The 26089-nt window shown below is 70.4% G+C and carries 26 protein-coding genes and 1 pseudogene; 10 read left to right on the plus strand and 17 right to left on the minus strand.

The features are described 5' to 3' along the window. On the plus strand, window positions 1–1126 hold a 1126-nt coding region (locus E3D03_RS03145), incomplete at its 5' end, for a calcium-binding protein (RefSeq protein ID WP_318013691.1). Between the two features lie 60 nt (window positions 1127–1186). On the opposite strand, the gene E3D03_RS03150 is transcribed toward E3D03_RS03145, so the two are convergent. Beyond that, the gene (locus E3D03_RS03150; protein WP_263565776.1) at window positions 1187–3001 is read right to left on the minus strand and encodes an ATP-binding cassette domain-containing protein; all 1815 of its coding nucleotides are present in this window, start codon (window positions 2999–3001) and stop codon (window positions 1187–1189) included. 120 nt (window positions 3002–3121) lie between these two features. Between E3D03_RS03150 and aqpZ the strand changes: the two are divergent. From aqpZ to recR, 5 genes and pseudogenes are all read left to right on the plus strand, one after another. Next, window positions 3122–3807, plus strand: a pseudogene (aqpZ, locus tag E3D03_RS03155) (aquaporin Z). 74 nt (window positions 3808–3881) lie between these two features. Further along, window positions 3882–4172: a DUF2218 domain-containing protein gene (locus tag E3D03_RS03160; RefSeq protein WP_263565777.1), complete on the plus strand. Its 291-nt coding sequence runs from the start codon at window positions 3882–3884 to the stop codon at window positions 4170–4172. A 58-nt stretch (window positions 4173–4230) separates the two neighbouring features. Then, the gene (locus E3D03_RS03165) at window positions 4231–6003 is read left to right on the plus strand and encodes a DNA polymerase III subunit gamma/tau (protein ID WP_263565778.1); all 1773 of its coding nucleotides are present in this window, start codon (window positions 4231–4233) and stop codon (window positions 6001–6003) included. Between the two features lie 3 nt (window positions 6004–6006). After that, a complete protein-coding gene (locus tag E3D03_RS03170) occupies window positions 6007–6351 on the plus strand; it encodes a YbaB/EbfC family nucleoid-associated protein (protein ID WP_062560577.1) in 345 nt (114 codons plus the stop codon). Beyond that, a complete protein-coding gene (recR, locus tag E3D03_RS03175; protein ID WP_263565779.1) occupies window positions 6352–6951 on the plus strand; it encodes a recombination mediator RecR in 600 nt (199 codons plus the stop codon). 177 nt (window positions 6952–7128) lie between these two features. Here recR and E3D03_RS03180 read toward each other — a convergent pair whose 3' ends face one another. The 5 genes from E3D03_RS03180 to E3D03_RS03200 form a co-directional block, all read right to left on the minus strand. Further along, the gene (locus E3D03_RS03180; protein ID WP_263565780.1) at window positions 7129–7575 is read right to left on the minus strand and encodes an Hsp20 family protein; all 447 of its coding nucleotides are present in this window, start codon (window positions 7573–7575) and stop codon (window positions 7129–7131) included. A gap of 182 nt (window positions 7576–7757) precedes the next feature. Then, window positions 7758–9140: a glycolate oxidase subunit GlcF gene (glcF, locus tag E3D03_RS03185; protein WP_263565781.1), complete on the minus strand. Its 1383-nt coding sequence runs from the start codon at window positions 9138–9140 to the stop codon at window positions 7758–7760. Beyond that, a complete protein-coding gene (locus E3D03_RS03190) occupies window positions 9110–10174 on the minus strand; it encodes an FAD-binding protein (RefSeq protein WP_263565782.1) in 1065 nt (354 codons plus the stop codon). Before E3D03_RS03190 ends, glcF begins: the two co-directional genes overlap by 31 nt. Beyond that, entirely contained in the window at window positions 10164–11627 is a 1464-nt protein-coding gene (locus E3D03_RS03195) for an FAD-linked oxidase C-terminal domain-containing protein (RefSeq protein WP_263565783.1), read from the minus strand. Before E3D03_RS03195 ends, E3D03_RS03190 begins: the two co-directional genes overlap by 11 nt. Next, window positions 11627–11869 (minus strand): YdcH family protein, encoded by a 243-nt coding sequence (locus E3D03_RS03200; RefSeq protein ID WP_017997786.1) that lies wholly within the window; start codon window positions 11867–11869, stop codon window positions 11627–11629. The genes E3D03_RS03195 and E3D03_RS03200 overlap by 1 nt, the downstream gene beginning before the upstream one ends. Window positions 11870–11962: 93 nt before the next feature. Here E3D03_RS03200 and E3D03_RS03205 point away from each other — a divergent pair, with 93 nt between their 5' ends. Next, on the plus strand, window positions 11963–12715 hold the full coding sequence (locus E3D03_RS03205; protein ID WP_263565784.1) for a DUF599 domain-containing protein: 753 nt from the start codon (window positions 11963–11965) through the stop codon (window positions 12713–12715). Here E3D03_RS03205 and E3D03_RS03210 read toward each other — a convergent pair. The 7 genes from E3D03_RS03210 to E3D03_RS03240 all read right to left on the minus strand — a co-directional run bounded on the left by E3D03_RS03210 (window position 12626) and on the right by E3D03_RS03240 (window position 20497). Beyond that, on the minus strand, window positions 12626–13822 hold the full coding sequence (locus E3D03_RS03210; protein ID WP_263565785.1) for an MFS transporter: 1197 nt from the start codon (window positions 13820–13822) through the stop codon (window positions 12626–12628). The genes E3D03_RS03205 and E3D03_RS03210 overlap by 90 nt on opposite strands. A 274-nt stretch (window positions 13823–14096) precedes the next feature. Then, window positions 14097–14879, minus strand: coding sequence for a crotonase/enoyl-CoA hydratase family protein (locus E3D03_RS03215; protein ID WP_263565786.1), 783 nt, complete (start codon window positions 14877–14879; stop codon window positions 14097–14099). Further along, window positions 14879–15733 (minus strand): hydroxymethylglutaryl-CoA lyase, encoded by an 855-nt coding sequence (locus E3D03_RS03220; RefSeq protein WP_263565787.1) that lies wholly within the window; start codon window positions 15731–15733, stop codon window positions 14879–14881. Before E3D03_RS03220 ends, E3D03_RS03215 begins: the two co-directional genes overlap by 1 nt. Continuing rightward, entirely contained in the window at window positions 15730–16386 is a 657-nt protein-coding gene (locus E3D03_RS03225) for a glutathione S-transferase family protein (protein WP_263565788.1), read from the minus strand. The genes E3D03_RS03220 and E3D03_RS03225 overlap by 4 nt, the downstream gene beginning before the upstream one ends. After that, window positions 16379–18304, minus strand: coding sequence for an acetyl/propionyl/methylcrotonyl-CoA carboxylase subunit alpha (locus E3D03_RS03230; protein WP_263565789.1), 1926 nt, complete (start codon window positions 18302–18304; stop codon window positions 16379–16381). Before E3D03_RS03230 ends, E3D03_RS03225 begins: the two co-directional genes overlap by 8 nt. Before the next feature lie 79 nt (window positions 18305–18383). Beyond that, complete coding sequence (locus E3D03_RS03235; RefSeq protein WP_263565790.1) at window positions 18384–18887, minus strand: O-acetyl-ADP-ribose deacetylase; 504 nt, start codon at window positions 18885–18887, stop codon at window positions 18384–18386. 5 nt (window positions 18888–18892) lie between these two features. After that, complete coding sequence (locus tag E3D03_RS03240; RefSeq protein WP_263565791.1) at window positions 18893–20497, minus strand: carboxyl transferase domain-containing protein; 1605 nt, start codon at window positions 20495–20497, stop codon at window positions 18893–18895. A 149-nt stretch (window positions 20498–20646) separates the two neighbouring features. Here E3D03_RS03240 and E3D03_RS03245 point away from each other — a divergent pair, with 149 nt between their 5' ends. After that, on the plus strand, window positions 20647–21258 hold the full coding sequence (locus tag E3D03_RS03245; protein WP_263565792.1) for an OmpW/AlkL family protein: 612 nt from the start codon (window positions 20647–20649) through the stop codon (window positions 21256–21258). A 74-nt stretch (window positions 21259–21332) separates the two neighbouring features. On the opposite strand, the gene E3D03_RS03250 is transcribed toward E3D03_RS03245, so the two are convergent. The 3 genes from E3D03_RS03250 to E3D03_RS03260 are packed head-to-tail and all read right to left on the minus strand — an operon-like array spanning window position 21333 to window position 23463. Further along, on the minus strand, window positions 21333–21809 hold the full coding sequence (locus E3D03_RS03250; RefSeq protein WP_263565793.1) for a lysozyme inhibitor LprI family protein: 477 nt from the start codon (window positions 21807–21809) through the stop codon (window positions 21333–21335). Next, the gene (locus tag E3D03_RS03255) at window positions 21806–22303 is read right to left on the minus strand and encodes a lysozyme inhibitor LprI family protein (protein ID WP_263565794.1); all 498 of its coding nucleotides are present in this window, start codon (window positions 22301–22303) and stop codon (window positions 21806–21808) included. The genes E3D03_RS03250 and E3D03_RS03255 overlap by 4 nt, the downstream gene beginning before the upstream one ends. Then, a complete protein-coding gene (locus tag E3D03_RS03260) occupies window positions 22303–23463 on the minus strand; it encodes an isovaleryl-CoA dehydrogenase (protein ID WP_263565795.1) in 1161 nt (386 codons plus the stop codon). Before E3D03_RS03260 ends, E3D03_RS03255 begins: the two co-directional genes overlap by 1 nt. Window positions 23464–23611: 148 nt before the next feature. Between E3D03_RS03260 and E3D03_RS03265 the strand changes: the two genes are divergently transcribed. Continuing rightward, on the plus strand, window positions 23612–24157 hold the full coding sequence (locus E3D03_RS03265) for a histidine phosphatase family protein (protein ID WP_263565796.1): 546 nt from the start codon (window positions 23612–23614) through the stop codon (window positions 24155–24157). Beyond that, complete coding sequence (cbiB, locus tag E3D03_RS03270; RefSeq protein ID WP_263565797.1) at window positions 24154–25095, plus strand: adenosylcobinamide-phosphate synthase CbiB; 942 nt, start codon at window positions 24154–24156, stop codon at window positions 25093–25095. Before E3D03_RS03265 ends, cbiB begins: the two co-directional genes overlap by 4 nt. On the opposite strand, the gene hemC is transcribed toward cbiB, so the two are convergent. Further along, window positions 25092–26027 carry a hydroxymethylbilane synthase gene (gene hemC, locus E3D03_RS03275; protein ID WP_263565798.1) on the minus strand — a complete coding sequence of 312 codons (936 nt, stop codon included), beginning with the start codon at window positions 26025–26027 and terminating at the stop codon, window positions 25092–25094. The genes cbiB and hemC overlap by 4 nt on opposite strands. Window positions 26028–26089: the final 62 nt, after the last annotated feature.

Here is a 26089-nt window from a genome sequence, read left to right on the forward strand (position 1 = left end):
GGACGGCGGCGCCGGCACCGACTGGCTGAATACCTCCGCATGGACGGGAGATTACGTCATCAATCTGGCGACCGGCGTCACCAACTGGAGCGGCGAGAGCTTCGTCAATTTCGAGAATCTTCATGCCGGTGCCGGCAGCGACTCGCTGACCGGCACCGACGGCGCGAACATCATCTTCGGCAATCTCGGCAATGACACCATCGACGGCGGCGCCGGAAACGACCGGATTCAGGGTGGGGCTGGCAACGATCTTCTCACCGGCGGCCTTGGCAATGACGTCATCGGCGGCGGTGACGGCAATGATACCCTGCAAGCCGGTGGCGGCAGCGACAGCATCAATGGCGGCGCCGGAAACGATCGGCTGATCTCCAGCGGCGCGGGCGTCTACTTGGCCGAGACCGGCAATGACACGGTGCTGGCCGGCTTGGGCACCGCGGAAACCCTGAACGGCGGCGCCGGCACCGACTGGCTGGATGCCCGCAGCTATACCGGCGCCTATGCCATCAACCTGGGAACCGGGGCGACAAATTTCGCCGGCGAGAGCTTCGTGAACTTCGAGAACGTGCTGACGGCCGGCGGCAATGACACGCTGACCGGAACGCTCGGTGCCAACCGGATGAATGCCGGCACTGGCAACGACCAGATCCTGGGCTTGGGCGGCAATGACACGCTGGAAGGGGCCGCCGGCAATGACGTGCTTTGGGGTGGCCTCGGCAATGACCTGCTGCAAGGCGGGCTTGGCAATGACACGCTGAACGGAGGTGGTGGCGCGGATGTGCTCAACGGCGCCGCGGGGGCGGATGTGTTCCGCTTCGTTGCGCTGAACGATTCCGCCGTCGGGGTCGGTGTCGACCTGATCAACGGCTTCGACGGGGCTGGCGGGGCGCCGGGCGACCGCTTCGACCTGTCGGCCATCGACGCCAATACGCTGGTCGCGGGCAACCAGGCGTTCACCTTCCACGGCACCACCAATGGCGGCGCCGGCACCGCCTGGGTGGTGAACAACGGCGCCGAGACCTGGCTTCAGGTCAATGTCGACGGCGATGCCGTCGCCGAGATGCGCATCCGCATCGCCGATGGCGCGACCCTGGCGGGGAACTACGCCGCCTCGGACTTCATTCTCTGAGCCGTTCCCCCCGCGGCTCGACCACTGCGCGGTCCTTCGGGGCCGCGCTTTTTCAGCGCATCAGCCCTGCTCGCGCCCGGCCAGATCCAGCCATTCCTCTTCGGCGGCATCCAGCGCGGCCTGGCGCTCGGTCAGCCCCTCGCTCGCCTTGGCGAATTTCGCGGGCTGGGTCTGGAACAGGTCGGGCTGGGCCAGGAACTCGGTCAGCTTGCCGATCTCGGCCTCGAGCCGCTCGATGATGCCGGGCAGCGCCTCGAGCCGCTTCTTCTCGGTAAAGCTCAGTCCGTTGCGCGGCGCGGCGGGTTTCGGCTCGGACGCCGCGGGCTTCTGTGCCGCGGGCCTGGACGGCTCGGCAACCGCGACCGTCTCGGGGCGCTGGCGGCGGTAATCCGACCAGCCGCCGGGATAGATCGTGGCGCGGCCGTCGCCCTCCATCGCCACCGTGGTCGTGGCCACGCGGTCGATGAAATCGCGGTCGTGGCTGACCAGCAGCACGGTGCCGTCGTAATCGCCCAGGATGTCCTGCAAGAGGTCCAGCGTTTCCACGTCCAGGTCGTTCGTCGGCTCGTCCAGCACCAGCAGGTTCGAGGGCCGGGCCATGATCCGCGCCAGCAGCAGCCGCGCCTTCTCGCCGCCCGACAGGCTGCCGACCGGGGCGCGGGCCTGCGCCTCGTCGAACAGGAAATCCTTGAGATAGGCGACGACATGGCGGGGTTGGCCCCGCACCATGACCTGATCGGCGCGGCCCGAGACCCGCATCGCCGGATCGCCCGCCAGCGCGTCCCACAGGCTGACCGATTCGTCGATGGCGCTGCGGGCCTGGTCGAAGACCGCGATGTCGAGATTGGTGCCGTGCTTCACCTCGCCGGTGTCGGGGGGCAACTCGCCGGTCAGCATCTTGATCAGCGTGGTCTTGCCGGCGCCGTTCGGGCCGACGAAGGCGACGCGGTCGCCGCGCAGCACGCGCAGGTCGAAGGGCCTCAGGATCACGCGCTCGCCGAAAGCCTTCGAGATGCCCTTGGCGTCGATGACCCGCTTGCCGGACTGCTGGCCGGCGTCCATCTCCATCGCGGCGGTGCCCTGGCGGCGGATCTGGCCGGCGCGTTCCTCGCGCAGCGCGGCCAGGGCGCGCACGCGGCCCTGGTTGCGCTTGCGCCGGGCGCTGATGCCCTCGACGGCCCATTTCGCCTCGGCCTTGATCTTGCGGTCCAGCTTGTGGCGGGCCTCGTCCTCGGCGGCCCAGACGGTTTCGCGCCAATCCTCGAAATGCTCGAAGCCGCGATCCTGCCGGCGCACCGCGCCGCGGTCGATCCACAGCGTCGCCCGCGTCAGCGCCCGCAGAAAGGCCCGGTCGTGCGAGATCAGCACGAAACCCGCGCGCGTGGTCGAAAGCTGTTCTTCCAGCCAGCCGATCGCCTCGATGTCCAGATGGTTCGTAGGCTCGTCGAGCAGCATCAGCTCGGGCGCTTCGGCCAGAAGCCGGGCCAGTGCCGCGCGCCGCCGCTCGCCGCCCGAGGCGGTGGTCACGGCTCGGTCTGGGTCGAACTTCAGCCCCTCGGCCGCCATCTCGACGCGGTAGCCCTGATCGTCGCCCAGGCTGGCGCGGGCGAAATCCCCCAGAGTGGCAAAGGCCGAAAGGTCGGGGTCCTGCTCCATATAGCCGACATGGATGCCGGCGGGCGTGATGACCTGGCCGGCATCGGGCTCGACCAGCCCGGCCATGACCTTCATCAGCGTGGACTTGCCCGAACCGTTGCGGCCGACCAGCGCCAGCCGGTCGCCCTCCTGCACGGTCAGGTTCAGCCCGTCGAAGACGGGGTTGCCGCCGAAGGTCAGCGAAATGTCGGAGAGTTGCAAAAGCGGTGCGCGTGCCATGGCCCCGCAGATAGGCCGAGCGCCGGGCGCGGTCAACGGGCCGTGCCCCTGCGTTGCAGATTGACAAACATTAATCGGAAGGCGCTTTCTGGCGGGATAGTTATTTCGAAAGGTTTATCAATGCAGAAACGTCTTCTGGCCGAGGTGATCGGCACCTTCTGGCTGGTCTTCGGCGGCTGCGGCAGCGCGGTGCTGGCGGCGGCCTTCCCGGAACTGGGCATCGGCTTCACCGGCGTCGCCCTGGCCTTCGGCCTGACCGTGCTGACCATGGCCTATGCGGTCGGCGGTATCTCGGGCGGGCATTTCAACCCCGCCGTGACCGTCGGCACCGTGGTGGCGGGCCGCAACCCGGCCTCGATCCTGCTGCCCTATATCCTGGCGCAGCTGGTCGGCGCGATCCTGGCCGCCTGCGTGCTCTATGTCGTCGCGACCGGCAAGGCCGGCGTGGACCTGGGCGGGTTTGCCGCGAACGGCTATGGCGAACACTCGCCCGGCGGCTATTCCATGCTCGCCGGTTTCGTGATCGAGGTGGTGCTGACGGCGGGCTTCCTGGTGGTGATCCTGGGCGCCACCCATGGTCGCGTGCCGGCGGGCTTCGCGCCGCTGGCCATCGGCCTGGCGCTGGCACTGATCCACCTGATCTCGATCCCGGTCACTAATACCTCGGTCAACCCGGCGCGCTCGACCAGCCAGGCGCTGTTCGCCGGCGGCTGGGCGATCCAGCAGCTCTGGCTGTTCTGGGTGGGCCGATCCTGGGTGCGGTCATCGGTGCCGCGCTGTGGAAGATCATGGGCGAGCACGACTGACGCCGCCCCGCCGGGCCGCGACCTCACGCTTTCGTGAACTTGCGCGCGGCCCGGCGGCAGGCCAGATTGGCGTCATGACACAGATCATCCAATCCACCTGCACCGTCGCCACCGGAAACGGCAGCCGCTATCTGCAACAACTCTGCAAGCACTGGGCGCACAAGTTCGAGGTCGAATTCGGCCCGACCCAGGGCCGCATCGTGATGCCCGAGGATCGCGTGGTCAGCCTGGCCGCGACCCCCACGACGCTGGAGATCACCCTCGACGCCCCGGCCGAGACGACCGAGCACATGCGCCACATCGTCGACAGCCATGTCGCCCGCTTCGCCTTCCGCGAGGAGCTGGTCTTCAACTGGACGCCCTGACCCGGTTGCCGGCCCGCGCCGGCACCGCTAATCTCGGCCGGTCACGAAAGGCCGGCGGATGAGCGAAGAACAGACCTATCAAGTACTGGCGCGGAAATACCGCCCCGAGACCTTCGCCGACCTGGTCGGCCAGGACGCGATGGTGCGCACGCTGAAGAACGCCTTCGCGGCCGACCGGATCGCGCAGGCCTTCATCATGACCGGCATCCGCGGCACCGGCAAGACCACCACCGCGCGCATCATCGCCAAGGGGCTGAACTGCATCGGCCCCGATGGCGCGGGCGGCCCGACGACCGAGCCCTGCGGCCGCTGCGAACATTGCGTGTCGATCTCGGAGGGCCGCCATGTCGACGTGCTGGAAATGGACGCCGCCTCTCGAACCGGCGTGAACGACATTCGCGAAATCATTGAATCGGTTCACTATCGCGCGGCCTCGGCGCGCTACAAGATCTATATCATCGACGAAGTCCACATGCTCTCGACCAGCGCCTTCAACGCGCTTCTGAAGACGCTGGAAGAACCGCCGCCGCATGTGAAGTTCATCTTCGCCACCACCGAGATCCGCAAGGTGCCGGTGACGGTGCTGTCGCGCTGCCAGCGCTTCGACCTGCGCCGGATCGAGCCTGAGGTGATGATCGCGCTGCTGCAGAAGATCGCCGGCCGCGAGGGCGCCGCGATCACCGATGACGCGCTGGCGCTCATCACCCGCGCGGCCGAGGGCTCGGCTCGCGACGCGACCAGCCTTCTGGACCAGGCGATCAGCCATGGCGCGGGCGAGACCACCGCGCCCCAGGTCCGCGCCATGCTGGGCCTCGCTGATCGCGGCCGCGTCCTTGACCTGTTCGACATGATCCTGCGCGGCGCTGCGGCCGAGGCGCTGGCCGAATTGCAGGCGCAATATGCCGATGGCGCCGACCCGATGGCGGTCCTGCGCGACCTGGCCGAGATCACGCATTGGGTCAGCATCGTGAAGATCACCCCCGAGGCGATCGAGGACCCGACCATCGGCCCGGACGAACGCGCCCGCGGCCAGCAGATCGCGGAACGCATCCCGATGCGCGCCCTGACCCGGCTGTGGCAGATGCTGCTCAAGGCGCTGGAAGAGGTTGGCCAGGCCCCGAACGCGATGATGGCGGCCGAAATGGCGATCATCCGCCTGACCCATGTCGCCGACCTGCCCGACCCCGAGGCACTGATCCGCAAGGTCCAGGCATCAGTGGCGGCTGGCGAGTTCAACCGCGCCGCCGCCCCCGGCGCGGCGCGCAGCGAGGCCCCGCGCGCCGCCGCACCCCGCGCCCCGGTCGCGGTCCGCGAGGGCGGCAGCGCCGCCGCCATCGCCGTCTCGCCCGATGCGCTGGCCGGTTTTCCTGATTTCGCCTCCGTCATCGAACTGATCCGCCGCATGCGCGACATGAAGCTGCTGCTCGATGTCGAGGACCACCTGCGTCTTGTCCGCTATGCCCCGGGCCGCATCGAGTTCAACCCGACCGAGGACGCGCCCCGCGACTTTGCCCAGCGGCTGGCCGAGCGGCTGCGCGGCTGGACCGGCGGCCAGCGCTGGGCGGTGGTCGTGGTCTCGGAACCGGGGGCACCGACGCTGCGCGAGCAGGCGCTGGCGCGCGAGGCCGAGGCCCGCGCCCGCGCCATGGAAAACCCGGCCGTGCAGGCCATCTTCGCCCATTTCCCCGGTGCGAAGATCACCAAGATCCGCCCGGTGCCGCAGCCGGTTGCGGTTGAAAAACCCGCGGGCGAGGATACATCCCCGCATGAGCTGACCGAAGGCCCGGTGGCCGAGGTCGAGGAATGGGATCCTTTCGAGGACGAGGAGTAGGCGATGTTCAAGGGCTTGGGCGATATGGGCGACCTGTCGAAGATGATGGAAGCCGCCCAGCAGATGCAAAGCAAGATGGCCGAGATGCAGGAGGGGCTGACCCGCCTGACCGTCACCGGCGAATCCGGCGCCGGCCTGGTCAAGGCCACGGCGACGGCCAAGGGCGAGCTGACCGCGCTCGACATCGACCCCTCGATCTTCAAGGCCGAGGACAAGGAGGTGGTCGAGGACCTGATCCTGGCCGCGATCAAGGACGCGCAGCGCCGCGCGCAGGACCGGGCGGCCGAGGAAATGGCCCGGCTGACCCGCGAGCTGGGCCTGCCCGCCGACATGAAGATGCCATTCTGAATGGCCTCCTCGGGCGATGAGATCGAGACGCTGATCGCCACCATGGCGCGGCTGCCGGGCCTTGGCCCGCGCTCGGCGCGCCGCATCGTGCTGCACCTGATCCGCAAGCGCGCCGGCCAGATGGCGCAACTGGCCGGGCTGATGGGCCAGGTCGCGGAAAACGCCCGCGAATGCCTGGTCTGCGGCAATGTCACCGGCGCCGACATCTGCCCGATCTGCGAGGACCCGGCCCGCGCCACCGGCGAGATCTGCGTCGTCACCGACGTGGCCGACCTCTGGGCGATGGAGCGCGGTCGGGCCTTCCGCGGCCGCTATCACGTCCTCGGCGGCAGCCTGTCGGCGCTGGACGAGATCGGCCCCGAGGACCTGCGCATCCCGCAGCTGATTGACCGCATCGCCGAGGAAAACATCACCGAGGTCATCCTCGCGCTCTCGGCCACGGTCGAGGGCCAGACCACGGCGCATTACATCGCCGAGGCGCTGGCCCCAACCGGCGCCACCGTCACCGGCCTGGCGCAAGGCGTGCCGATCGGCGGCGAGCTCGACTATCTCGACGACGGCACCATCGCCGCCGCGCTCCGCGCCCGCCGCACGTTCTAGCGGCGCCCGCAGAGCCGGGGCCCTGCCCCGGACCCCGGAGTATTTTCGAAACGGAGAAAGACGCCGGGAAGCGGTTCCGCCAGCGCATGAGGAAAGGGGCCCCGAACCCGGCGCCCCTTGGCTTTCACCGTTTTGCAAATACTCCCGGGGGTCCGGGGGCGGCGCCCCCGGCAGACCTCAGGCGTCCAGCTTGCTCACCGCCTTCACCGGCTTGGCGATCTCGATCCGGCGCGGCTTCAGCGCCTCGGGGATCTCGCGCACCAGGTCGATGTTCAGCATGCCGTCCTCATGGCTCGCGCCTTCGACGCGGACATGGTCGGCCAGGGTGAAGCGGCGCTCGAAGGCGCGGTTGGCGATGCCGCGATGCAGGAAGCTGCGGCTCTCGTCCTCGCTGGCCTTGCGACCCGAGACGATCACGGCGCCGTCCTTGACCTCGACGGTCAGCTCGTCGGCGGAAAAGCCCGCGACGGCGATCGAGATGCGATAGGCATTCTCGCCGGTCTTCTCGATGTTATAGGGCGGGTAGCTTGCGATATCGGCGGAAAGAGCCCGGTCCATCACATCCGCCATGCGGTCGAAGCCGACCGAGGCACGGTAGAGCGGGGTAAGATCGAAGTTGCGCATTTTCGCATCCTTTTCCAAAGCGATACAAAGGCTTGCCCCCCGGCTGCCGGGCGGGCAGGTCCGTCGGCGCCATCCGGCCCTCCGACAGCGCATAGCTGGGATCGGCGCGGCCGGTTTTCAAGACCCGGCGCCGGGGTCGTGGCACGGGTGGCGTGGGTATTTGGGAAACAGAGAAGACGGGTCTAGGGCGCCAAAGCGCGCGGGCGCGGGCCGCCGCTGGCCCAATCCAGCAGTTCCACGATATGGACCACAGGCAGCGCGGTGCCGGCGCCGATCTGCATCATGCAGCCGATATTGCCGGCGGCGATCACCTGCGGTCGGGTCGCCTCGAGCGTGGCGACCTTGCGGCGGCGCAATTCCCCGGACAATTCCGGTTGCAGCAGATTGTAGGTCCCGGCCGAGCCGCAGCAGAGATGCGGATCTTCGGGTTCCACGATATGGAACCCCGCCTGCGCCAGCAGCGTCTTGGGGGCCGCGCGGATCTGCTGGCCGTGCTGCAGCGAGCAGGCGGCGTGATAGGCGACGCGCAGGTCCCGACCGCGGCCGCCCCGCGTTTCGGGGCCGGGCGTGGCGGCGAGGGCTTGGTAGACCGCCGGTTCGAGATCGGCCAGAACCGGCTGTTCGTCGCGCAGTGCGCCGGGATCGCGGGGTTGCGGCAGGCCGTGGGTGTCGAGGAACTCGGTCACGTCGCGGGCTAGGCGCGCCACCTGCTCGGCTTGGGGCTGCATCGGGTCGCCGGCGAAGATCTTGCCGTAATCCTTGATCGTGGTGCCGCAGCCCGAGGTGTTGATGACGATCGCGTCCAGCGGCCCCAGCGCCAGGAAGCCCCGGATCGTGGCCCGGGCCGAGCGCAGCGCGTCCGCCTCGCGGCCCATGTGATGGGTCAGGGCGCCGCAGCAGCCGAAGGCATGCGGGATCACCACCTCGCAGCCGGCGCGGCGCAGAAGCCGGATGGTGGCGTCGTTGATGTCGGTGTTCAGCGCCCGCTGCGCGCAGCCGGGCATCAGGGCGACCCGCGCCCGGCGCGGCGCGGTCGGCGCGAAGACCTGGCCGCGGTCGTTCTGGCTGGCCGGCGGGATCCGGCGCGGCGCCATGTCCAGCATCGCGCGCAGCCGCGCATCCGGCAGCGCCTTGGCGAAGGGCCGCGCCAGCTGCGCCGCCCGCAGCGCCAGCCGGAAGCGGCGGGGATAGGGCAGCAGCCGCGCCAGCAGCCAGCGCAGCACCCGGTCGCGCCAGGGCCGGCGATACGTCCTTTCGACATGGATGCGGGCGTGGTCGATCAGGTGCATGTAATCCACCCCCGAGGGGCAGGTCGTCATGCAGGCGAGGCAGGACAGGCAGCGGTCCAGGTGCTTGACGGTCTTTTCATCCGCCGGCCGGCCGCTTTCCAGCATGTCCTTGATCAGGTAGATGCGGCCGCGCGGGCTGTCGAGTTCGTCGCCCAGCACCTGATAGGTCGGGCAGGTCGCGGTGCAAAAGCCGCAATGCACGCAGGCGCGCAGGATCCTGTTCGATCGCGCGACCAGCGGGTCGCTCAGCTGCTCGGGGGTGAAATTCGTCTGCATGTCTCGTCGCTGGCAAGGATCGCGCGCGGGTCGAAGCGGTCGCGAAGGCTGGCGTTCAGCCGCGCGACGGTGGCATCCGTCGCGGGCAGGGTCAGGGGGGCGGGGCCGGTGACGCGGGTGGCATGGCCCGACCAGCGCGGCAGCGCCGGCACCGTGCCGGGCGGCAGCGCGACCCAGATCAGCGCCCCGCCCCAGTCCAGCGCCAGGGGCTCGGGCAGCGCGGCGAGCAGGCCCGGCGCCTGAGACGGGCGGCAGAGGATGCGCCACAGATCGCCGGCGCCGGCGCGCGGCACCATGCGCGACCAGAGGGCATCGTCGCCGGGCTCCACCGCGCCGAATTCCGCCAGCCGCTCGGCCAGCGCCGCGCGACGGATGGCGACCGAGTCTTCCAGCCCTTCGAGGCGGATCAGCGCGCCCTGCCCCGGCAGCCAGCCGGCGCCCGAGACGTCATGGGGCCCGCAGAGCGCGGCGGTCAGCACCGGCACCGCCTGCGCCGGCGTCAGCCCGGGCAGCGCCAGCGTCGCGCGCGCGGGCGGCAGCGGCGCGGTCCTGAAGGCGATTTCCGTCAGCACACCCAGCCGACCACGGGATCCGGCCAGCAGCTTCACCAGGTCATAGCCGGTGACGTTCTTCATCACCCGGCCGCCGTTCCGGACCACCTCGCCCTGCCCGTCGACGAAGCACAGCCCCAGCATGGCGTCGCGGCAGGCGCCGGCCTGCACCCGGCGCGGGCCGGAGGCATTGGCGGCCGCGACGCCGCCGATGGTCGAGCCGTCGCGGGCGTCGGGCTCGAAGGCCAGCATCTGGCCCTCGGCGGCCAGCAGCGCCTGCACCTCGCAGAGCGGCGTGCCCGCCCGCACCACCAGGGTCAGCGCCGCGGGTTCGTAAAGCACCATGCCCGAAAGCCCCGAGAGGTCCAGCCGCGCGCCCTGCCCCTCGCCCGGCCAAAGCCGGGTGCCGCCGCCGATGGGCGTGAGCGGCCCGGCTGCGGTGCGGATGATGCGCGCCAGCTCCGCCTCGGTTTCAGGCCGCATGGCGCAGCCCCTCGCGGCGCGGGGCCGAGACCGCCAGCGGGAAGACCTTGGCGGCGTTCAGCAGCCAGAGCGGGTCGAACACGTCCTTGACCCGCATCTGCGCCTCCATGTCGGCGGCGTCGAACTGCACGCCCATCAGCTCGCGCTTCTCGACGCCGACGCCATGCTCGCCGGTCAGGCAGCCGCCGACCGCGACGCAGAGCTTCAGGATCTCGGCCCCCATCGCCTCGCAGCGCTCCAGGTCGCCGGGACGGTTGGCATCGTAAAGGATCAGCGGATGCATGTTGCCGTCGCCGGCATGAAAGACATTGGCCACGTCCAGCCCGAATTCGCCCGAAAGCCGCGCAATGCCGGCCAGCACCTGCGGCAGCGCCGAGACCGGGATGGTGCCATCGAGGCACATGTAGTCGTTGATCTGGCCCATGGCGCCAAAGGCCGACTTGCGGCCCAGCCAGATGCGGCGCGATTCCTCCTCGGAGCGGCTTTCGCGGAACGCGACCGGAGCGAAGGTTTCGGCGATGGCGCGGATCAGGCGCAGCTGCTCGTCGATCTCGGGCGCGGTGCCCTCGACCTCGACGATCAGCAGGGCTTCGCAATCGGGATAGCCGGCGCCGGCAAAGGCCTCGGTGGCGCGGATGCAGGGGCGGTCCATGAATTCGATGGCGACGGGGATGATGCCGGCGCGGATGATCGCCGCGACGCAGGCGCCGGCGGTCTCGCTGCTGTCGAAGCCGATCAGCACCGGCCGTGCGCCGGCGGGCCGGGGCAGGATGCGCAGCGTGGCCTCGGTCACGATGCCGAGCTGCCCTTCCGAGCCGCAGACCACGCCCAGCAGGTCGAGGCCCGGCGCCTCGCCCATCGGGCCGCCGAGTTCGACCACGCTGCCGTCCATCATGACCAGCGTGACGCCCAGCAGGTTGTTGGTGGTGACGCCGTATTTCAGGCAATGCGCGCCGCCGGAGTTCATGGCGATATTGCCGCCGATGGCGCAGGCGAGCTGGCTGGACGGATCGGGCGCATAGAAGAAGCCCGCCGTCTCGACCGCGCTCGAAACCGACAGGTTGGTGCGCCCGGCCTGCACGCGGATGAAGCGGTCGGCGAGGTCGGTTTCCAGCACCGCGTTCATGCGCGCCAGGCCGATCACCACCGCGTCGGCCGTGGGCATCGAGCCGCCGGCCAGGCTGGTTCCCGCCCCGCGCGGCACCACCGGCACGCGCTCTTCGTGGCAGAGCCGCAGCACCGCCGCGACGCCGGCGGTGGTCGAGGGCAGCACGACGGCCAGCGGCGGGCAGCGATAGGCCGAGAGCGCGTCGCATTCATAGGCGCGGGTCTCGGCCGGGTCGTCGATCACCCGCGCCGCGGCATCGCCCGCCGCCGACAGCGCCGCGATCAGCCGCGCGACGATCGCGTCGCGGCGGCCGATGACGGCCTGGTCCGGGGCGGGCATCTGCATCAGGCGGGCGCCGCGGCGATCAGGCGCGCGATCTCGTCCTTCAGCGCGGCGCGACGCTTGCGCAGCGCCGTTTCGGCCTCGTCCGACATGGGCGTGTGGCGGCTTTCGGCGGCACCGACCTGGTCGTTCACCTGGTCGTAATCGACCAGCAGCCGGGCGAAATGCGCGTCCGACAGCTTCAGCGCATGGATGCGGGCGGCATCGTTCGGAAATTCTTCGTGGATGGCGTGCGGTGCGGCCATGGTATCCCTCCGGTTCTCTGCGCGTTTTCCCCTGCAAGTTAGGCAGCCGGGCGGACGCTGGCAACACGTCCCGGGCGGCGGTAAGACTGGGACATGCAGATTCCCCTTCCGCCCGCCGGCCCCTTCACCCCCGCCGACCTGGCCGCGCTGGCCTGGCTTTTCCTGGCCTGGCTGGGCATCGGCTGGATCACTGAGCATCCGCCAAGGCAGCACCCCTCGGTCTCGGTGCTGATGAAGGACTATCGGCGCGAATGGATGCGGCATTTCGTCACCCGCGATCCGCGGATCTTCGACGGCAACATCCTGACCACGCTGCGCGAGGGCACCGCCTTCTTCGCCTCGGCCTGCCTGATCGCCGTCGGCGGCGGGCTGGCGCTGATCGGCAAGACCGACCAGCTGGCGGGCGTGGCGCGGCAATTCGACCTGGGCCATGTCCCGGCGCTGAAATGGGAAATCAAGATCGTCGTGGTGCTGTTCTTCGTCGCCAACGCGCTGTTGCGCTTCGTCTGGGCGCATCGGCTGTTCGGCTATTGCGCGGTGATGATGGCGGCGGTGCCGAACGATCCCGAGGATCCGCGCGCCATGCCCGCCGCCATGCAGGCGGCCGAGATCAACATCACCGCGGCGCGCAGCTTCAACTCGGGGCTGCGCTGCGTCTATTTCGCGCTCGGGGCGCTGGGCTGGCTGGCTGGACCGCTGGGGCTGTTTCTCGCCACGCTCTATGTGCTCGTCATCTCGTGGCGGCGGGAATTCGCCTCACACTCGCGCGGGGTGATCCTGCATGCCCATCCCGGCGGCCCGGGACTGCCACCAGGCCAGACCCAGGGCGAGCATCCCCGCGACTGACAGCGCCATCGCCACCAGGCCCGAGCTCTGCCAGCCCCAGCCCGCCGCCAGCGCCATGCCGGCCAGCCAGGGCCCCAGCGCATTGGCGGCGTTGAAGGCGGCGTGGTTCATCGCGGCGGCCATGCTCTGCGCGCGCCCGGCCACGTCCATCAGCCGGGTCTGCAAGGGCACCACCATGCCCGAGCCCAGCCCCAGCAGGAACGAGGACAGAAGCATCAGCCCCCAGCTGCCGACGGCCCAGGCCGCAAAGCCCTGCGTCGCCAGCATGAAGCCCATCAAGAGCAGCGCCGAGCGCCAGGTGCCAAGGCGTATGGTCAGCCGCGCGGCCATGATGCTGCCCAGCGTGCCGCCGATGCCGAAGCCCGACAGCATGGCCGGCACCGCCCAGCCCGGAGGCTGCGTCGTGGCCAGCATCGCGGCCGAGAGATAGGAATAGACCGCGAAAAGCCCGCCGAAACCGATGGCCCCGACCAGCAGCGTCAGCACCACGGCCGGATTGCCAAGCGCCTTCAGCTCGTCCATCGGCCGCGCATCCTTGGCGGCACCGACGCGCGGCGCCAGCCGCAGGATCAGCCAGCCCGCCAGCAGCGCCAGCACGCCCGGCAGGGCAAAGCCCCAGCGCCAGCCGAGGCTCTGGCCCAGCACGCCGGCCAGCGGCACCCCGGCGATATTGGCGATGGTCAGGCCCAGCAACACCTGGGTCACGCCCTTGGCCCTTTGCTCGCGCGGCAGGGCATCGGCGGCGAACAGCATGGCGACGCCCAGGAAGCCGCCATGCGGCAGCCCGGCCAGGAACCGGGTGAAGACCAGCGTGCCATAGCCCGGCAGCACCGCCGCCAGCAGGTTCATCACCCCATAGGCGGCGATCAGCGCCGCCAGGTAGCGCCGCCGCGGCAGCCGCGCGCCCAGGATCGAGGTGATCGGCGCCCCCACGACCACCCCCAGCGCATAGGCGCTGACGACATGGCCCGCCTGCGGCTCGGTGATGCCAAGATCGCCGGCATACCAGGGCAACAGCCCCATGGCGGCGAATTCCGAGGTGCCGATGGCAAAGGCACCAAGGCCCAGGGCAAGAATCGCAAGTTTCAGGTTTGGCTGCGGCGGCATGGCGGCACCTTCCGGGGCATGATGGCGGGCTTTTCGGGAATCATGTTGGCGATAACAGATTCCCGGCCCGCCCGTCACCCCGCCGCCGCCGAAATGCGGCCATGCGCTGCGCGCAAATGTCGCGCCCGTGCGTCTGACCAGCCTTCTTTGTTGCATAAATACCCAAACCGCAAGGCTGCCACGGCAGCTCCCTCGCCCGTCCTGCGAAAACCGCACCGCAGGCGCCTCGCCGCCCGCGCAGCTTGGGTATTTATACAACAGAGAAGGCCGGGGCTTAGCCCTGCTGCCAGCGCGGCTTTCGTTTCTCGAAGAAGGCGGCGATGCCCTCGGGTGCCTCGTCGCCTTCCCAGACCGCGACCAGGGCGTCGATGCTGGCCTCGATCTCGGCCGGGCCGATGGCGGGGCCAAGGCGGCGGGCCAGGCGCTTTGCCGCCGCCACGGCGCCGGGGGCGCAGGAGAGATAGGGCGCGACCTCGGCCTCGACGGCGGCGTCCAGCGTCCCAGGCTCGGCGGTGGCGGCCAGCAGGTTCAGGCGGATCGCCTCTTCCGCGCCGAAGAGCCGGGCGGACATGAAGACCCGGCGGGCGCGGTCCTCGCCCATCCGAGCCAGGACATAGGGGCCGATGGTGGCGGGGATCAGGCCGAGCCGAGTCTCGGTCAGGCCGAAGCGGGCCTCGGGCACGGCGATCGCCACGTCGCAGACCGCGATCATGCCGACGCCGCCGCCGAAGGCATTGCCCTGCACCCGGCCGATCAGCGGCTTGGGCAGGGTGTTCAGCGCGTTCAACATCATCGCCAGGTCGCGGGCGCCGGCGCGGCGGGTCTCGGCAACGGCACGCATCTGGTCCTGCATCCAGCCGAGATCGCCGCCGGCGCAGAAGCTGCGCCCCTCGGCTGCCAGCACCACCACGCGCACGGCCGGGTCATGGCCCAGATGCTGCGCGGCGAGCGTCAGTTCGCGGATCATCTGCGCCGACAGCGCATTGTGCTTGTCGGGGCGCGCCAGCCACAGATGCGCGACGCCGCGCGGGTTGGTCTCGATGCGGATGGTCTCCATCACGGCGCTCCTCTCAGGCTGCGGGCCAGGGCGGCGGCGCGAGCGATCACGGCCATGTCGAGGCCGGTGTCATGACCCGCCGCCGCCAGATGCGCGGCGACGGCTTCCGTCGCGACATTGCCGGCCGCGCCCGGGGCATAGGGGCAGCCGCCAAGCCCCCCGACGGCGGCGTCGAAGACCCGCAACCCGCGTGCCAGGCTCGCGTCGATATTGGTCAGCGCGCGGCCGGCGGTGTCGTGGTAATGGCCGGCCAGCCGCTCGGGCGGCAGTTCGTCCAGCACCGCCGCCAGCATGGCGTCGATGGTCTCGGGCCGGCCCTGGCCGATGGTATCGCCCAGGCTGATCTCGTAGCAGCCCATGTCGCGCAGCGCCGCCGCGACGCGGGCGACATGGCCGGGCGGCGTCGGTCCGTCGAAGGGGCAGTCGGTCACCACCGAGACATAGCCCCTGACCGGGATGCCGTCCGCGCGCGCGGCCTCGGCCACCGGCGCCAGCCGCTCCAGGCTCTCGGCAATGCTGGCGTTCAGGTTCGCGCGCGAAAACCCTTCCGAGGCCGAGGCGAAGATCGCGACCTCCGAGGCGCGGGCCGCCCGCGCCGCCGCGTAGCCCTTCATGTTCGGGGTCAGCACGGCATAGCTGACGCCGGGCGCGCGCCGAATACCGGCCATGACCTCGGCGGCGTCGGCCATCTGCGGCACCCATTTCGGCGAGACGAAGCTGGTGACTTCGATGCGCCGGAACCCGGCCTGCGACAAGAGGTCGACCAGCGCGATCTTTTCGGCCGCGGGGATCAGGCGCTTTTCGTTCTGCAACCCGTCGCGCGGGCCCATTTCGAAGATCTCGACGCGGGTCATTCGGGCACCTCGTAGAAGTCGCGGGCATAGATGATCGCCGTGCCCTCGGGTGGCAGGCTGCGCTGGAAGGCCGGCCGCGCGGCGCAGCGGTCGCGATAGGCGGCCAGCGCCGGGCGGTCGGCGAAGCTGACGAAGCGCGACGCGATCCAGACCGAATAGCCGACCTGGCAATCGACGCCGGAGAACTCGCTGAGCAGCCAGTCCGAATCGGCGACGCAAGCCTCGACCAGGCGCAGCGCCCGCGACAGCCGCGCTGCCTCGAGCCGCATCAGCGTGGCCGAACGCTGGCTGTCTTCGCGCAGGAAGACGTGCTGCTGGGTCAGGTTGGCGATGTGCTGGCCCAGCGTCTCGCCGAAATGCAGCCAGTCGAGCCAGCCCAGCCGCCCGGGCGCGCCCGGCGCGCGCCAGAGCTGCGGGGCGCGGGTCTCGCACAGCCATTCGGTCATGGCGCCGGATTCGTGGATCGTGGTGTCGCCGTCGCGCAGCGCCGGCACGCGGCCGACCGGGTGGATGGCGTCATAGGGCGGCCGGCGCGTCGAGCCGTCCGCGAGGTCCATCAGCCGCAGATCATAGGCGCAGCCGATCTCCTCGAGCAGCCACAGGATGCGCATCGAGCGCGACAGCGGCACATGCCAGAGCGTCAGTTCAGCCATCGTCCTCCTCCAGCCGGATCAGCGGCGCGCCGGCCTCGACCTGGTCGCCGGCCGCGGCCAGCACCTCGGCCACGGTGCCGTCGCGGGCGGCGGTCAGGGTGTGCTCCATCTTCATGGCCTCCAGGATCGCCAGCCGGTCGCCGGCCGCGACCTGCTGGCCGGCGCTGACGAAGACCGCCTTGACCAGCCCCGGCATCGGCGAGAGTGTCAGCGCAGCCCCGGCTTCGTCGCCGCCGCGGTCCAAGGGGTCGAGCGGCGCGAGCGTCAGCGCCCGGCCGCCGAAGACGCTGGTGCCGGCGCCGTGGTTGACGATGCGCCAGCGGCGCGGGCTGCCGTCGACCCACCAGCGCCCGCCCTCATAGCCGATCCGATGCGTGCTTCCGTCCAGCGTGACGCGGGCGGCGCCGGGGCCCAGCACCTCGAGCACGGCCTCGCCGCCCTGCCAGACGATGCTGCGTTTCAGCGGCTGCCACAGGGTCACGCCGCCGCGGATGGTCGGATCGTCGAGCCCGGCCAGGCCCAGCACCGCCAGCGCCCTGGCGCCAGGATCGGGCTCCGCGGCCGCGACCAGCGCGTCGAGGTCGCGGGCGATCAGGCCGGTATCGACCTCGCCCCGCTGGAAACCCGCATGCCGGGTCAGGGCGATCAGGAAATCGACATTGGTGACCGAACCCGCGACCTCGGTATCCTCCAGCGCCGCTTCCAGCGCGCGCAGCGCGATGGCGCGGGTGGCGCCATGGGTGACGATCTTGGCGATCATCGGGTCGTACCAGGGGCTGATCGTGTCGCCGGGCCGCACGCCGGTCTCGATGCGGGCGTGGTCCGGGAAGCGCAGATGCGCGAGCCGGCCGGTGGCGGGCAGGAAGCCGGCGGGCACGTCCTCGGCATAGAGCCGGGCCTCGAAGGCGTGGCCTTGGATGATCAGCTGGTCCTGGGTCGCGGGCAAGGGCTCGCCCGAGGCGACGCGCAGCTGCCATTCGACCAGGTCGATGCCGGTGACGAGTTCGGTCACCGGATGTTCGACTTGGAGGCGGGTGTTCATCTCCATGAACCAGAAGCCATCGGGACGCAGGCCGTCGCTGCCGTCGACGATGAATTCCACGGTGCCGGCGCCGGCATAGCCGATGGCCTCGGCGGCACGGGTGGCGGCCTCGCCCATGGCGGCGCGCATCTCGGGCGTCATGCCGGGGGCCGGGGCTTCCTCGATCACCTTCTGGTGCCGGCGTTGCAGCGAGCAGTCGCGCTCGAACAGGTGGACGGCGCGGTGGCCGTCGCCGAAGACCTGCATCTCGATATGGCGGGGCTGCTGAATGTATTTCTCGATCAGCACCGCGGGGTTGCCGAAGGCGGTGGCGGCCTCGCCTTGCGCGGATTGCAGGGCGTCGGGGAAATCGCTGCTGCGTTCCACCAGCCGCATGCCCTTGCCGCCGCCGCCGGCCACGGCCTTGATGAGCACGGGATAGCCGATGGCATCGGCTTGGGCCTGCAGGTGCGCCGTCTCCTGGTTCTCGCCGTGATAGCCCGGCACGACCGGCACGCCGGCATCGGCCATCAGCGCCTTGGCGGCGTCCTTGAGGCCCATCTTGCGGATCGCCTCGGCCGAAGGGCCGATGAAGGTCAGGCCGGCCTGCGTCACCGCATCGACGAAATCCGGGTTCTCGCTGAGAAAGCCGTAGCCGGGGTGGATGGCCTGGGCGCCGGTGTCGCGCGCGGCGCGGATGATGGCGTCGCCGCGCAGGTAGCTGTCCCGGGGCGCCGGGCCGCCGATGGCGATCGCCTCGTCCGCCAGGGCGACATGGCGGGCGGCGCGGTCGGCGTCGGAATAGACCGCGACGGTGCGGACGCCCAGACGGCGGGCGGTGTCGATGACCCGGCAGGCGATCTCGCCGCGGTTGGCGATCAGGATCTTCTGGAACATGGGCGGCTCCTCGTGGCGCGGGCGGCGCCGGGGGTTTCACACCCCCGGACCCCCGTGGAGTATTTTTGAAACGGAGAAATCATCGGGCGGATCTGTCGAGGGCGGATGCCAGCGTCGCGAGGCTGCCACGGTCGAAGGCGACCAGGGTCACGTCGAGAAGGCCGGCGTGGGCTTTGATCGTTTCGACGGCGATCAGCGCGGCGCGGGTGGCGGGGAAGCCGTAGATGCCGGTCGAGATCGCCGGGAAGGCGATGCTGGCGAGGCCGTGGGCATGGGCCAGCGCGAGGCTGTTTTGGTAGCAGCGGGCCAGAAGCGCGTCCTCGTCCGACTGGCCGCCCTGCCAGACCGGGCCGACGGTGTGGATGACGTGGCGCGCCGGCAGGGCGTGGCCGGCGGTGAGGCGCGCCTCGCCGGTCGGGCAGCCGCCGAGCGTGCGGCATTCGGCCAGCAGGCCCGGCCCGGCGGCGCGGTGGATGGCACCGTCCACCCCGCCGCCGCCCAAGAGCGTGCGGTTCGCGGCATTGACGATGGCGTCGAGGGCCAGCGTGGTGATGTCGCCTTGCCAGAGGGTGATCGCGGCCATGGCGCTCACATCCGGAAGATGCCGAAGCGCGTCGGCGGGATCGGCGCGTTCAGGCTGGCGCGCAGGCTGAGGGCGAGGATGTCGCGGGTCTTCCGGGGGTCGATGATGCCGTCGTCCCAGAGCCGGGCCGAGGCATAGAGCGGGTGCGACTGGCGCTCGAACATCTCGATGGTGGGGCGCTTGAATTCGGCCTCTTCCTCGGGCGACCAGCTGCCGCCCTGGCGCTCGATGCCCTCGCGGCGCACGGTGGCGAGCACGCCCGCCGCCTGCTCGCCGCCCATGACCGAAATGCGCGAATTGGGCCAGGTCCAGAGGAAGCGCGGTGAATAGGCGCGGCCCGACATGCCGTAATTGCCGGCGCCGAAGCTGCCGCCGACCAGCATGGTGATCTTGGGCACGCTGGTCGTCGCCACCGCCGTCACCATCTTGGCGCCGTGCCGGGCGATGCCTTCGTTTTCGTATTTGCGCCCGACCATGAAGCCGGTGACGTTCTGCAGAAAGACCAGCGGGATGTTTCGCATCGAGCAGAGCTCGATGAAATGCGCGCCCTTCTGCGCGGCCTCCGAGAAGATCACGCCGTTGTTGGCGACGATGCCGACGGGGCAGCCCTCGACATGGGCGAAGCCGGTGACCAGCGTCTCGCCGAAGCGGGCCTTGAACTCGTCGAAGCGCGAGCCGTCCACGACGCGGGCGATCACCTCGCGGATGTCATAGGGGGTGCGCAGGTCGGCGGGGACGATGCCCAGGATCTCCTCCGGGTCATGGGCGGGTGCCTCGGGGGCCTGCCATTGCACGGTCGCGGGCCGCTGGCGGTTCAGGTTCGCGATGGCGCGGCGGGCCATGGCGAGGGCATGGCCGTCGTCCTCGGCCAGGTAATCGGCCACGCCCGAGAGCCGGGTATGCACGTCGCCGCCGCCCAGGTCCTCGGCCGAGACCACCTCGCCGGTGGCGGCCCGGACCAGCGGCGGACCGGCCAGGAAGATCGTGCCCTGGTTTCGCACGATGATCGTCACGTCGGACATGGCCGGGACATAGGCGCCGCCCGCGGTGCAGGAGCCCATGACCACGGCGATCTGCGGGATGCCCATCGCGCTCATCTGCGCCTGGTTGTAGAAGATGCGGCCGAAATGGTCGCGGTCGGGAAACACCTCGTCCTGGTTCGGCAGGTTCGCCCCGCCCGAATCGACCAGGTAGACGCAGGGCAGATGGCATTCCTGGGCGATCTCCTGCGCGCGCAGGTGCTTCTTGACCGTCATCGGGTAATAGGTGCCGCCCTTGACCGTGGCGTCATTGGCCACGACCATCACGTCCTGGCCATGCACCCGGCCGATGCCGGCGATCACCCCGGCGCCGGGGGCCGCGCCCTCATACATGCCATGCGCGGCGGTGGCGCCGATCTCGAGGAAGGCCGAGCCGGGGTCCAGCAGGTTCGCCACCCGCTCGCGCGGGGGCATCTTGCCGCGGCTGGTGTGGCGCTCCAGCGCCTTGGCCCCGCCGCCGGCCGCCGCCGCCAGCGCGGCCTTGCGCACGGTCTCCAGCATGGCCAGATGCGCCTCGCGATTGGCGCGGAAGCCGTCCGAGGACGGCAGGGCGGAACTGCCGAGTTTCATCGCGTCATCCTTTCGGGTCGGGCCGGCGCCCGGGCGGCTGCGACAAACTGACGCAGCCGGGCCGGGACGCCCGGATCTTGATGCAGATCAAGGTTTCGTGAGCGGCGCGGGCGCCTTGTCACGGTGGAAAACAAGACGAGAGGACCGCCATGAAACACCATATGCTGATCGCCGCGGCGCTGGCCCTGCTGGCCTCGCCCGCGCTGGCGCAGTCGCAGGGGGAATGGACGCTGGGCTTCGGGCTGGCGAATGTGAACCCCAAGTCGGACAATGGCGTGCTGGCCGGTGGCACCGTGCCGACCGAGATCGGCGACAGCACCCGCCCGACCATCACCGCGGAATATTTCATCCGCGACAACCTGGGCGTCGAGCTGCTGGCCGCCCTGCCCTTCAAGCATTCGATCAAGTCGAACGGGGTCGAGATCGGCACCGTCAAGCATCTCCCGCCGGTGATCTCGCTGCAATACCACTTCGATGCGACCGAGCAGTTCAAGCCCTTCGTCGGCCTTGGCGTGAACTTCACCGGCTTCTGGGACGGCGATGCGCGCGGCCCGCTGAGCGGGGCCGAGCTGCGGGTCAAGAACAGCTGGGGCCTGGCCGCGCACCTGGGCGCCGACTACTGGATCAACGACCGCGCCGCGATCCGCGCCGACCTGCGCTGGATCGACATCGACGCCGACGTGACCCTGAACGGCGCCGAGATCGGCAAGGTCGAGGTCGATCCGGTCGTCGTGGGCGTCAGCTATGTGATGAAGTTCTAGGCGGAAATCCGGGGATCCACCACGAACCGGAGAGGGGCGTCCCGTCGCGGAGCGCCCTTTCGGCATGGGGGCGGTCATTCGGCCGGCTCCAGCGCCAGCAAGAGCGCGGTCTGGCGCGCGGTCTCGTCGCGGATGCAGCGGGCGGCGGCCAGCTCGCCTTGGCCCTCGGGTGCGGCGGCGCGGGCCTGGTTGCACAGGTCCTCGCGGAATTGCAGCCAGCTGCGCTCGGCCTGGCGCAGCATCTCCTGCGGCTTGGCGCCCTGCGCTGCCAGCGCCGCGTCATAGGTGGCGGTCAGCTTCGCCTCCCAGGCCTGGTGCGAGGCGTCGAGGCAATTCGCCATCGGGAAGTCCGGATCGTCGCCGCTGTACTTGCCCTTGGCATAGGCCAGGCAGGCCTCCATGCCGATGCCGGCGCAATCGGCGCGCGCGCCCTGGGTCGGCGCGGCAACCAGGCATTGATCGATGCTGGCCGGATCGAAACCCGAGGCATCGCCGGCCAGGGCGGGCGCGGCGAGCCCCGCCGCCAGCAGCAGCGCGGCCGCGCGGATCATGGCGCATCCTCCAGTAGCTCGCGCAGCTGCAGCGCCTGTTCGCCGGTCATCTGCATCAGGCAGGTCGCGGCGGCCGGACCGCCGGCGGTGCCGCCCTGATAGCGGATCGATTGGAACTTGCAGCTGGAATCGCGAAAGGCGATCCAGTCGCGTTGCGCCTGTTTCAGCACCGGCGCGGCAGGCTCGGCGGCCGAGCCCAGCGACTTCATCTCGGCGTCCAGCGCATCGGTCTGCTGCATGGCCTTGCCATACCAGCCGTTCATCAGGCTGTCCCAGTCCTTGGCCTCGGCGCTCAGGCAATCGACCATGCCGACGGTGGTATCGCCGCCGGGCTGCGCCATGCATTGCGTGGCGGCCTCGCCGATGCAGACCCTGGCATCGGCGGATGATTCCGCGGTCCGGTCCAGGCAGGCCGGCAGGATTTTGGCATCATAGGGCGGCCCCTCGGCCAGGGTGGGCGAGCCGGCCAGGGCCAGCAGCAGCAGGAAGCGCATCAGGCGATCTCCATCAGTTGACGCCCGATCAACATGCGACGGATTTCCGAGGTTCCGGCCCCGATCTCCATCAGCTTCGCGTCGCGGAACAGCCGCGAGACCGTCGAATCGTTCAGGAAGCCCGCGCCGCCAAGCGCCTGCACCGCCTGATGCGCCTGCACCATGGCCTGTTCGCTGGCGTAAAGCACGGCGCCAGCCGCGTCCTGGCGCGTGACCTTGCCGGCGTCACAGGCGCGCGCCACCTCATAGACATAGGCCCGCGCGGTATTCAGCGCGACATACATGTCGGCGATCTTGCCCTGCATCAGCTGGAACGAGCCGATGGGCTGGCCGAACTGCTTGCGGTCGCGGACATAGGGCATGACCTCATCGAGGCAGGCCGCCATGATCCCGGTGCCGATGCCCGACAGCACCAGGCGTTCGTAATCCAGTCCCGACATCAGCACGCGCACGCCCTTGCCCTCGGCGCCCAGGATGTTCTCGGCAGGCACCTCGCAGTCTTCGAAGATCAGCTCGCCGGTGTTCGAGCCGCGCATGCCGAGCTTGTCGAAGTGCGGGCTGGTGCTGAAACCCTTCATGCCGCGCTCGACGATGAAGGCGGTGATCCCCTTGCTGCCCGCCTCGGGGTCGGTCTTGGCATAGACGACCAGCGTATGGGCGTCGGGGGCGTTGGTGATCCAGTATTTGCTGCCGTTCAGCACATAGCGGTCGCCGCGCTTCTCGGCGCGCAGCTTCATGCCGACCACGTCGCTGCCGGCGCCCTCTTCGGACATGGCCAGCGCGCCGACCGCCTTGCCGCTGCACAGGTCGGGCAGGTATTTCGCCCGCTGCGCATCGCTGCCGTTCAGCTTGATCTGGTTCACGCAGAGGTTGGAATGCGCGCCATAGGACAGGCTGACCGAGGCCGAGGCACGGGCGATCTCCTCGGTCGCGATCACATGCGCCAGATAGCCCATGCCGGTGCCGCCGAATTCCTCGGGCACGGTGATGCCCAGCAGGCCCATCTCGCCCATCTCGGGCCACAGATCGTTCGGGAATGCGTTGCTGCGGTCGACCTCGGCGGCGATGGGCTTGACGCGCTCCTGCGCCCAGCGGTGAACGGTGTCGCGAAGCGCGTTCACATCCTCGCCCAGATCGAACGCCATGCCTGCGGTGAACATCGGTTCCCTCCCCGGTTATTGAACGAGTGTTCATTTAAATGGTTTATGCCTGCGGATGGGGTCTCGCGTCAAGCCTTCTGTCGCCGCCGATCCTGCGCTTCGGCGGGGCGCGTTGACAAGCGCCGAGGGCCGCGCCAAGGCTGCGGCGATGAAGGACGATCCGACCCGGCTGATGATCCTGCGCCACGCGCCGCTTGCGGTGCCGGGGCTGGCCGGGCGGCGCGACGTGTCGGCCGATTGCAGCGACCGCGAGCGGCTCGACTGGGCGGCGCGGATGCTTTCGGAGGCCACGCAGGTCTGGGCCAGCCCGGCGCTGCGCTGCCGACAGACCGCGCAGGCGCTGAGCCTGTCCCCCGACTATCATCCCGCCCTGTGGGAGCAGGATTTCGGCGCCTGGGAAGAACCCGGTGCCGCAATCCCCGACCTCGGCCCGCTGCCGCCCGAGGCGCTGGCCGAGGCCCGCCCGCCGGGCGGCGAGAGCTTTCTCGACATGGCCGCGCGGGTGCAGGCGCTGCTGGAGCGCGCGCGGGGCACGACCGCGATCATCGCCCATGCCGGCACGGTCCGCGCCGCGCTGGCGCTGGCGGTGGGGCCGGCGGCGCTGTCCTTCTCGGTCGCGCCGCTGTCGCTGACCGTGCTGACCCGCACCCCCGGCGGCTGGGCGGTCGAGGCCGTCAACCGGGTCGCGCCATGATCCTGTCGTCCCAGACCCTGACCGTGGCGCTGGTGGCGCTGGCGGTGGACGCGGCGCTGGGCTGGCCGGACGGGCTCTATCGCCGCATCGGCCATCCGGTGACCTGGCTCGGCCGGCTGATCGCGGCGCTGGATCGGCGCTGGAATCGCGGCGGGCAGCGCATCCTGCGCGGTGCCTTCGCGGTCGCGGTGGTGCTGACGGCGGCGGTGCTGCCGGCGCTGCTGCTGACCTGGGCGCTGCTGCCGCTGCCCGGCGGCGCGGTGGCTCTGGGCGTGCTGGCCTGGCCGCTGGTCGCCGTGCGCTCGCTTGACGATCACGTCGCCGCCGTGGCCCGGCCGCTGCAAGCGGGCGACATGCCGGCCGCGAAGCGCGCCGTGGCGATGATCGTCGGCCGCGACCTCGACGACCGCCCCGCCCCCATTGCCCGCGCGGCGCTGGAGAGCCTGGCCGAGAACGCCTCGGACGGGATCGTCGCGCCGGTGTTCTGGGCCGCCGTCGCCGGCCTGCCCGGGATTGCCGCCTACAAGGCGATCAACACGCTCGATTCGATGATCGGGCATATGAGCGAACGCCACGCGCTCTTCGGCCGGGTCGCGGCGCGGCTGGACGACCTGGTGAACCTGCCCGCCTCGCGGCTGACGGCGCTGCTGTTCCTGCTGGCCGCGCCGCCGAACCAGGGCCGCGTCTGGCGGGTGATCCGCCGCGACGCGCGCCGCCACCGCTCGCCCAATGCCGGCTGGCCCGAGGCCGCCATGGCCGGCGCGCTGGACGTGCGGCTGTCGGGGCCGCGCCGCTATCACGGCGTCGAATCCCCCGAGCCCTGGCTGAACGAAACCGCCCGCGATCCCGCCCCGCGCGACCTGATGGCCGGGCTGCGGCTCTATCGCCGCGCGATGCTCATGCTGGGGCTGGCACTGGCCGCGATGCTGGCGCTTTAGGACCAGTCGAAGAAATCCGCAGGCGCGCGGGCGCGCAGTTCCGCCGCCAGGTCGTCGCCCATGGCGGCGCCGTCGCCGGCCGGGCCGATGCGCTCGCCCGCGATGACCGCGCTGCCGTCGGGCCGCAGGATCTCGCCCCGCAGCCGCAGCCGGTCGCCCTCCAGCTCCGCCAGCCCTGCGATGGGCGTCTGGCAGGAACCGTCGAGCCGCGCCAGGAACGCCCGTTCCGCCGCGACGCGCAGCGCGCTGTCCCGGTCGCCGATCGCCGCCAGCAGCCCGGCCATGCGCGCATCATCCGCCCGCCGCTCGACCCCGATGCAGCCCTGCGCCACGGCGGGCAGCATCTCATCGGGGCTGACCGGACCGCGCGCGACATGCAGCATGCCCAGCCGCGACAGCCCCGCCATGGCGAGGAAAGTCGCAACCGCCACGCCATCTTCCAGCTTTTTCAAACGGGTCTGCACGTTTCCTCGAAACTCGACCAGCTGCAGGTCGGGCCGGCGCGCCGCCAGCTGCGCCCGCCGCCGCAGGCTCGAGGAACCGACGACAGCGCCTTGGGGAAGCTGGGAAATCCCGGAATACTGCGGCGAGACGAAGGCGTCCCGCACATCCTCGCGCGGCAGGTAGCAGTCGATGACCAGCCCCTGCGGCTGGACGGTCGGCATGTCCTTCATGGAATGCACGGCGATGTCGATCTCGCCCGACAGCAGCGCATCCTCGATCTCGCGGGTGAACAGGCCCTTGCCGCCGATCTCTTTCAGGGGCCGGTCCAGCACGCGGTCGCCGGTGGTCTTGATCACGACGATCTCGAAGGCGGCCTCGGGCAGGCCGTGCGCGGCCTTCAGCCGGTCGCGGGTCTCATGCGCCTGGGCCAGCGCCAGGGCCGAGCCGCGCGTGCCGATGCGGATGATCTGGGTCTGTGTCGGTTCCATGGCCAAGGGCTTAGCGCCCTCTCGCGCCCTTGACAACGGGGACAGGCCGGCCATGAAGGGGC

Origin of the sequence: Paracoccus sp. DMF (assembly GCF_004407025.1) — a bacterium.
Taxonomy (GTDB): Bacteria; Pseudomonadota; Alphaproteobacteria; order Rhodobacterales; family Rhodobacteraceae; genus Paracoccus; species Paracoccus aminovorans_B.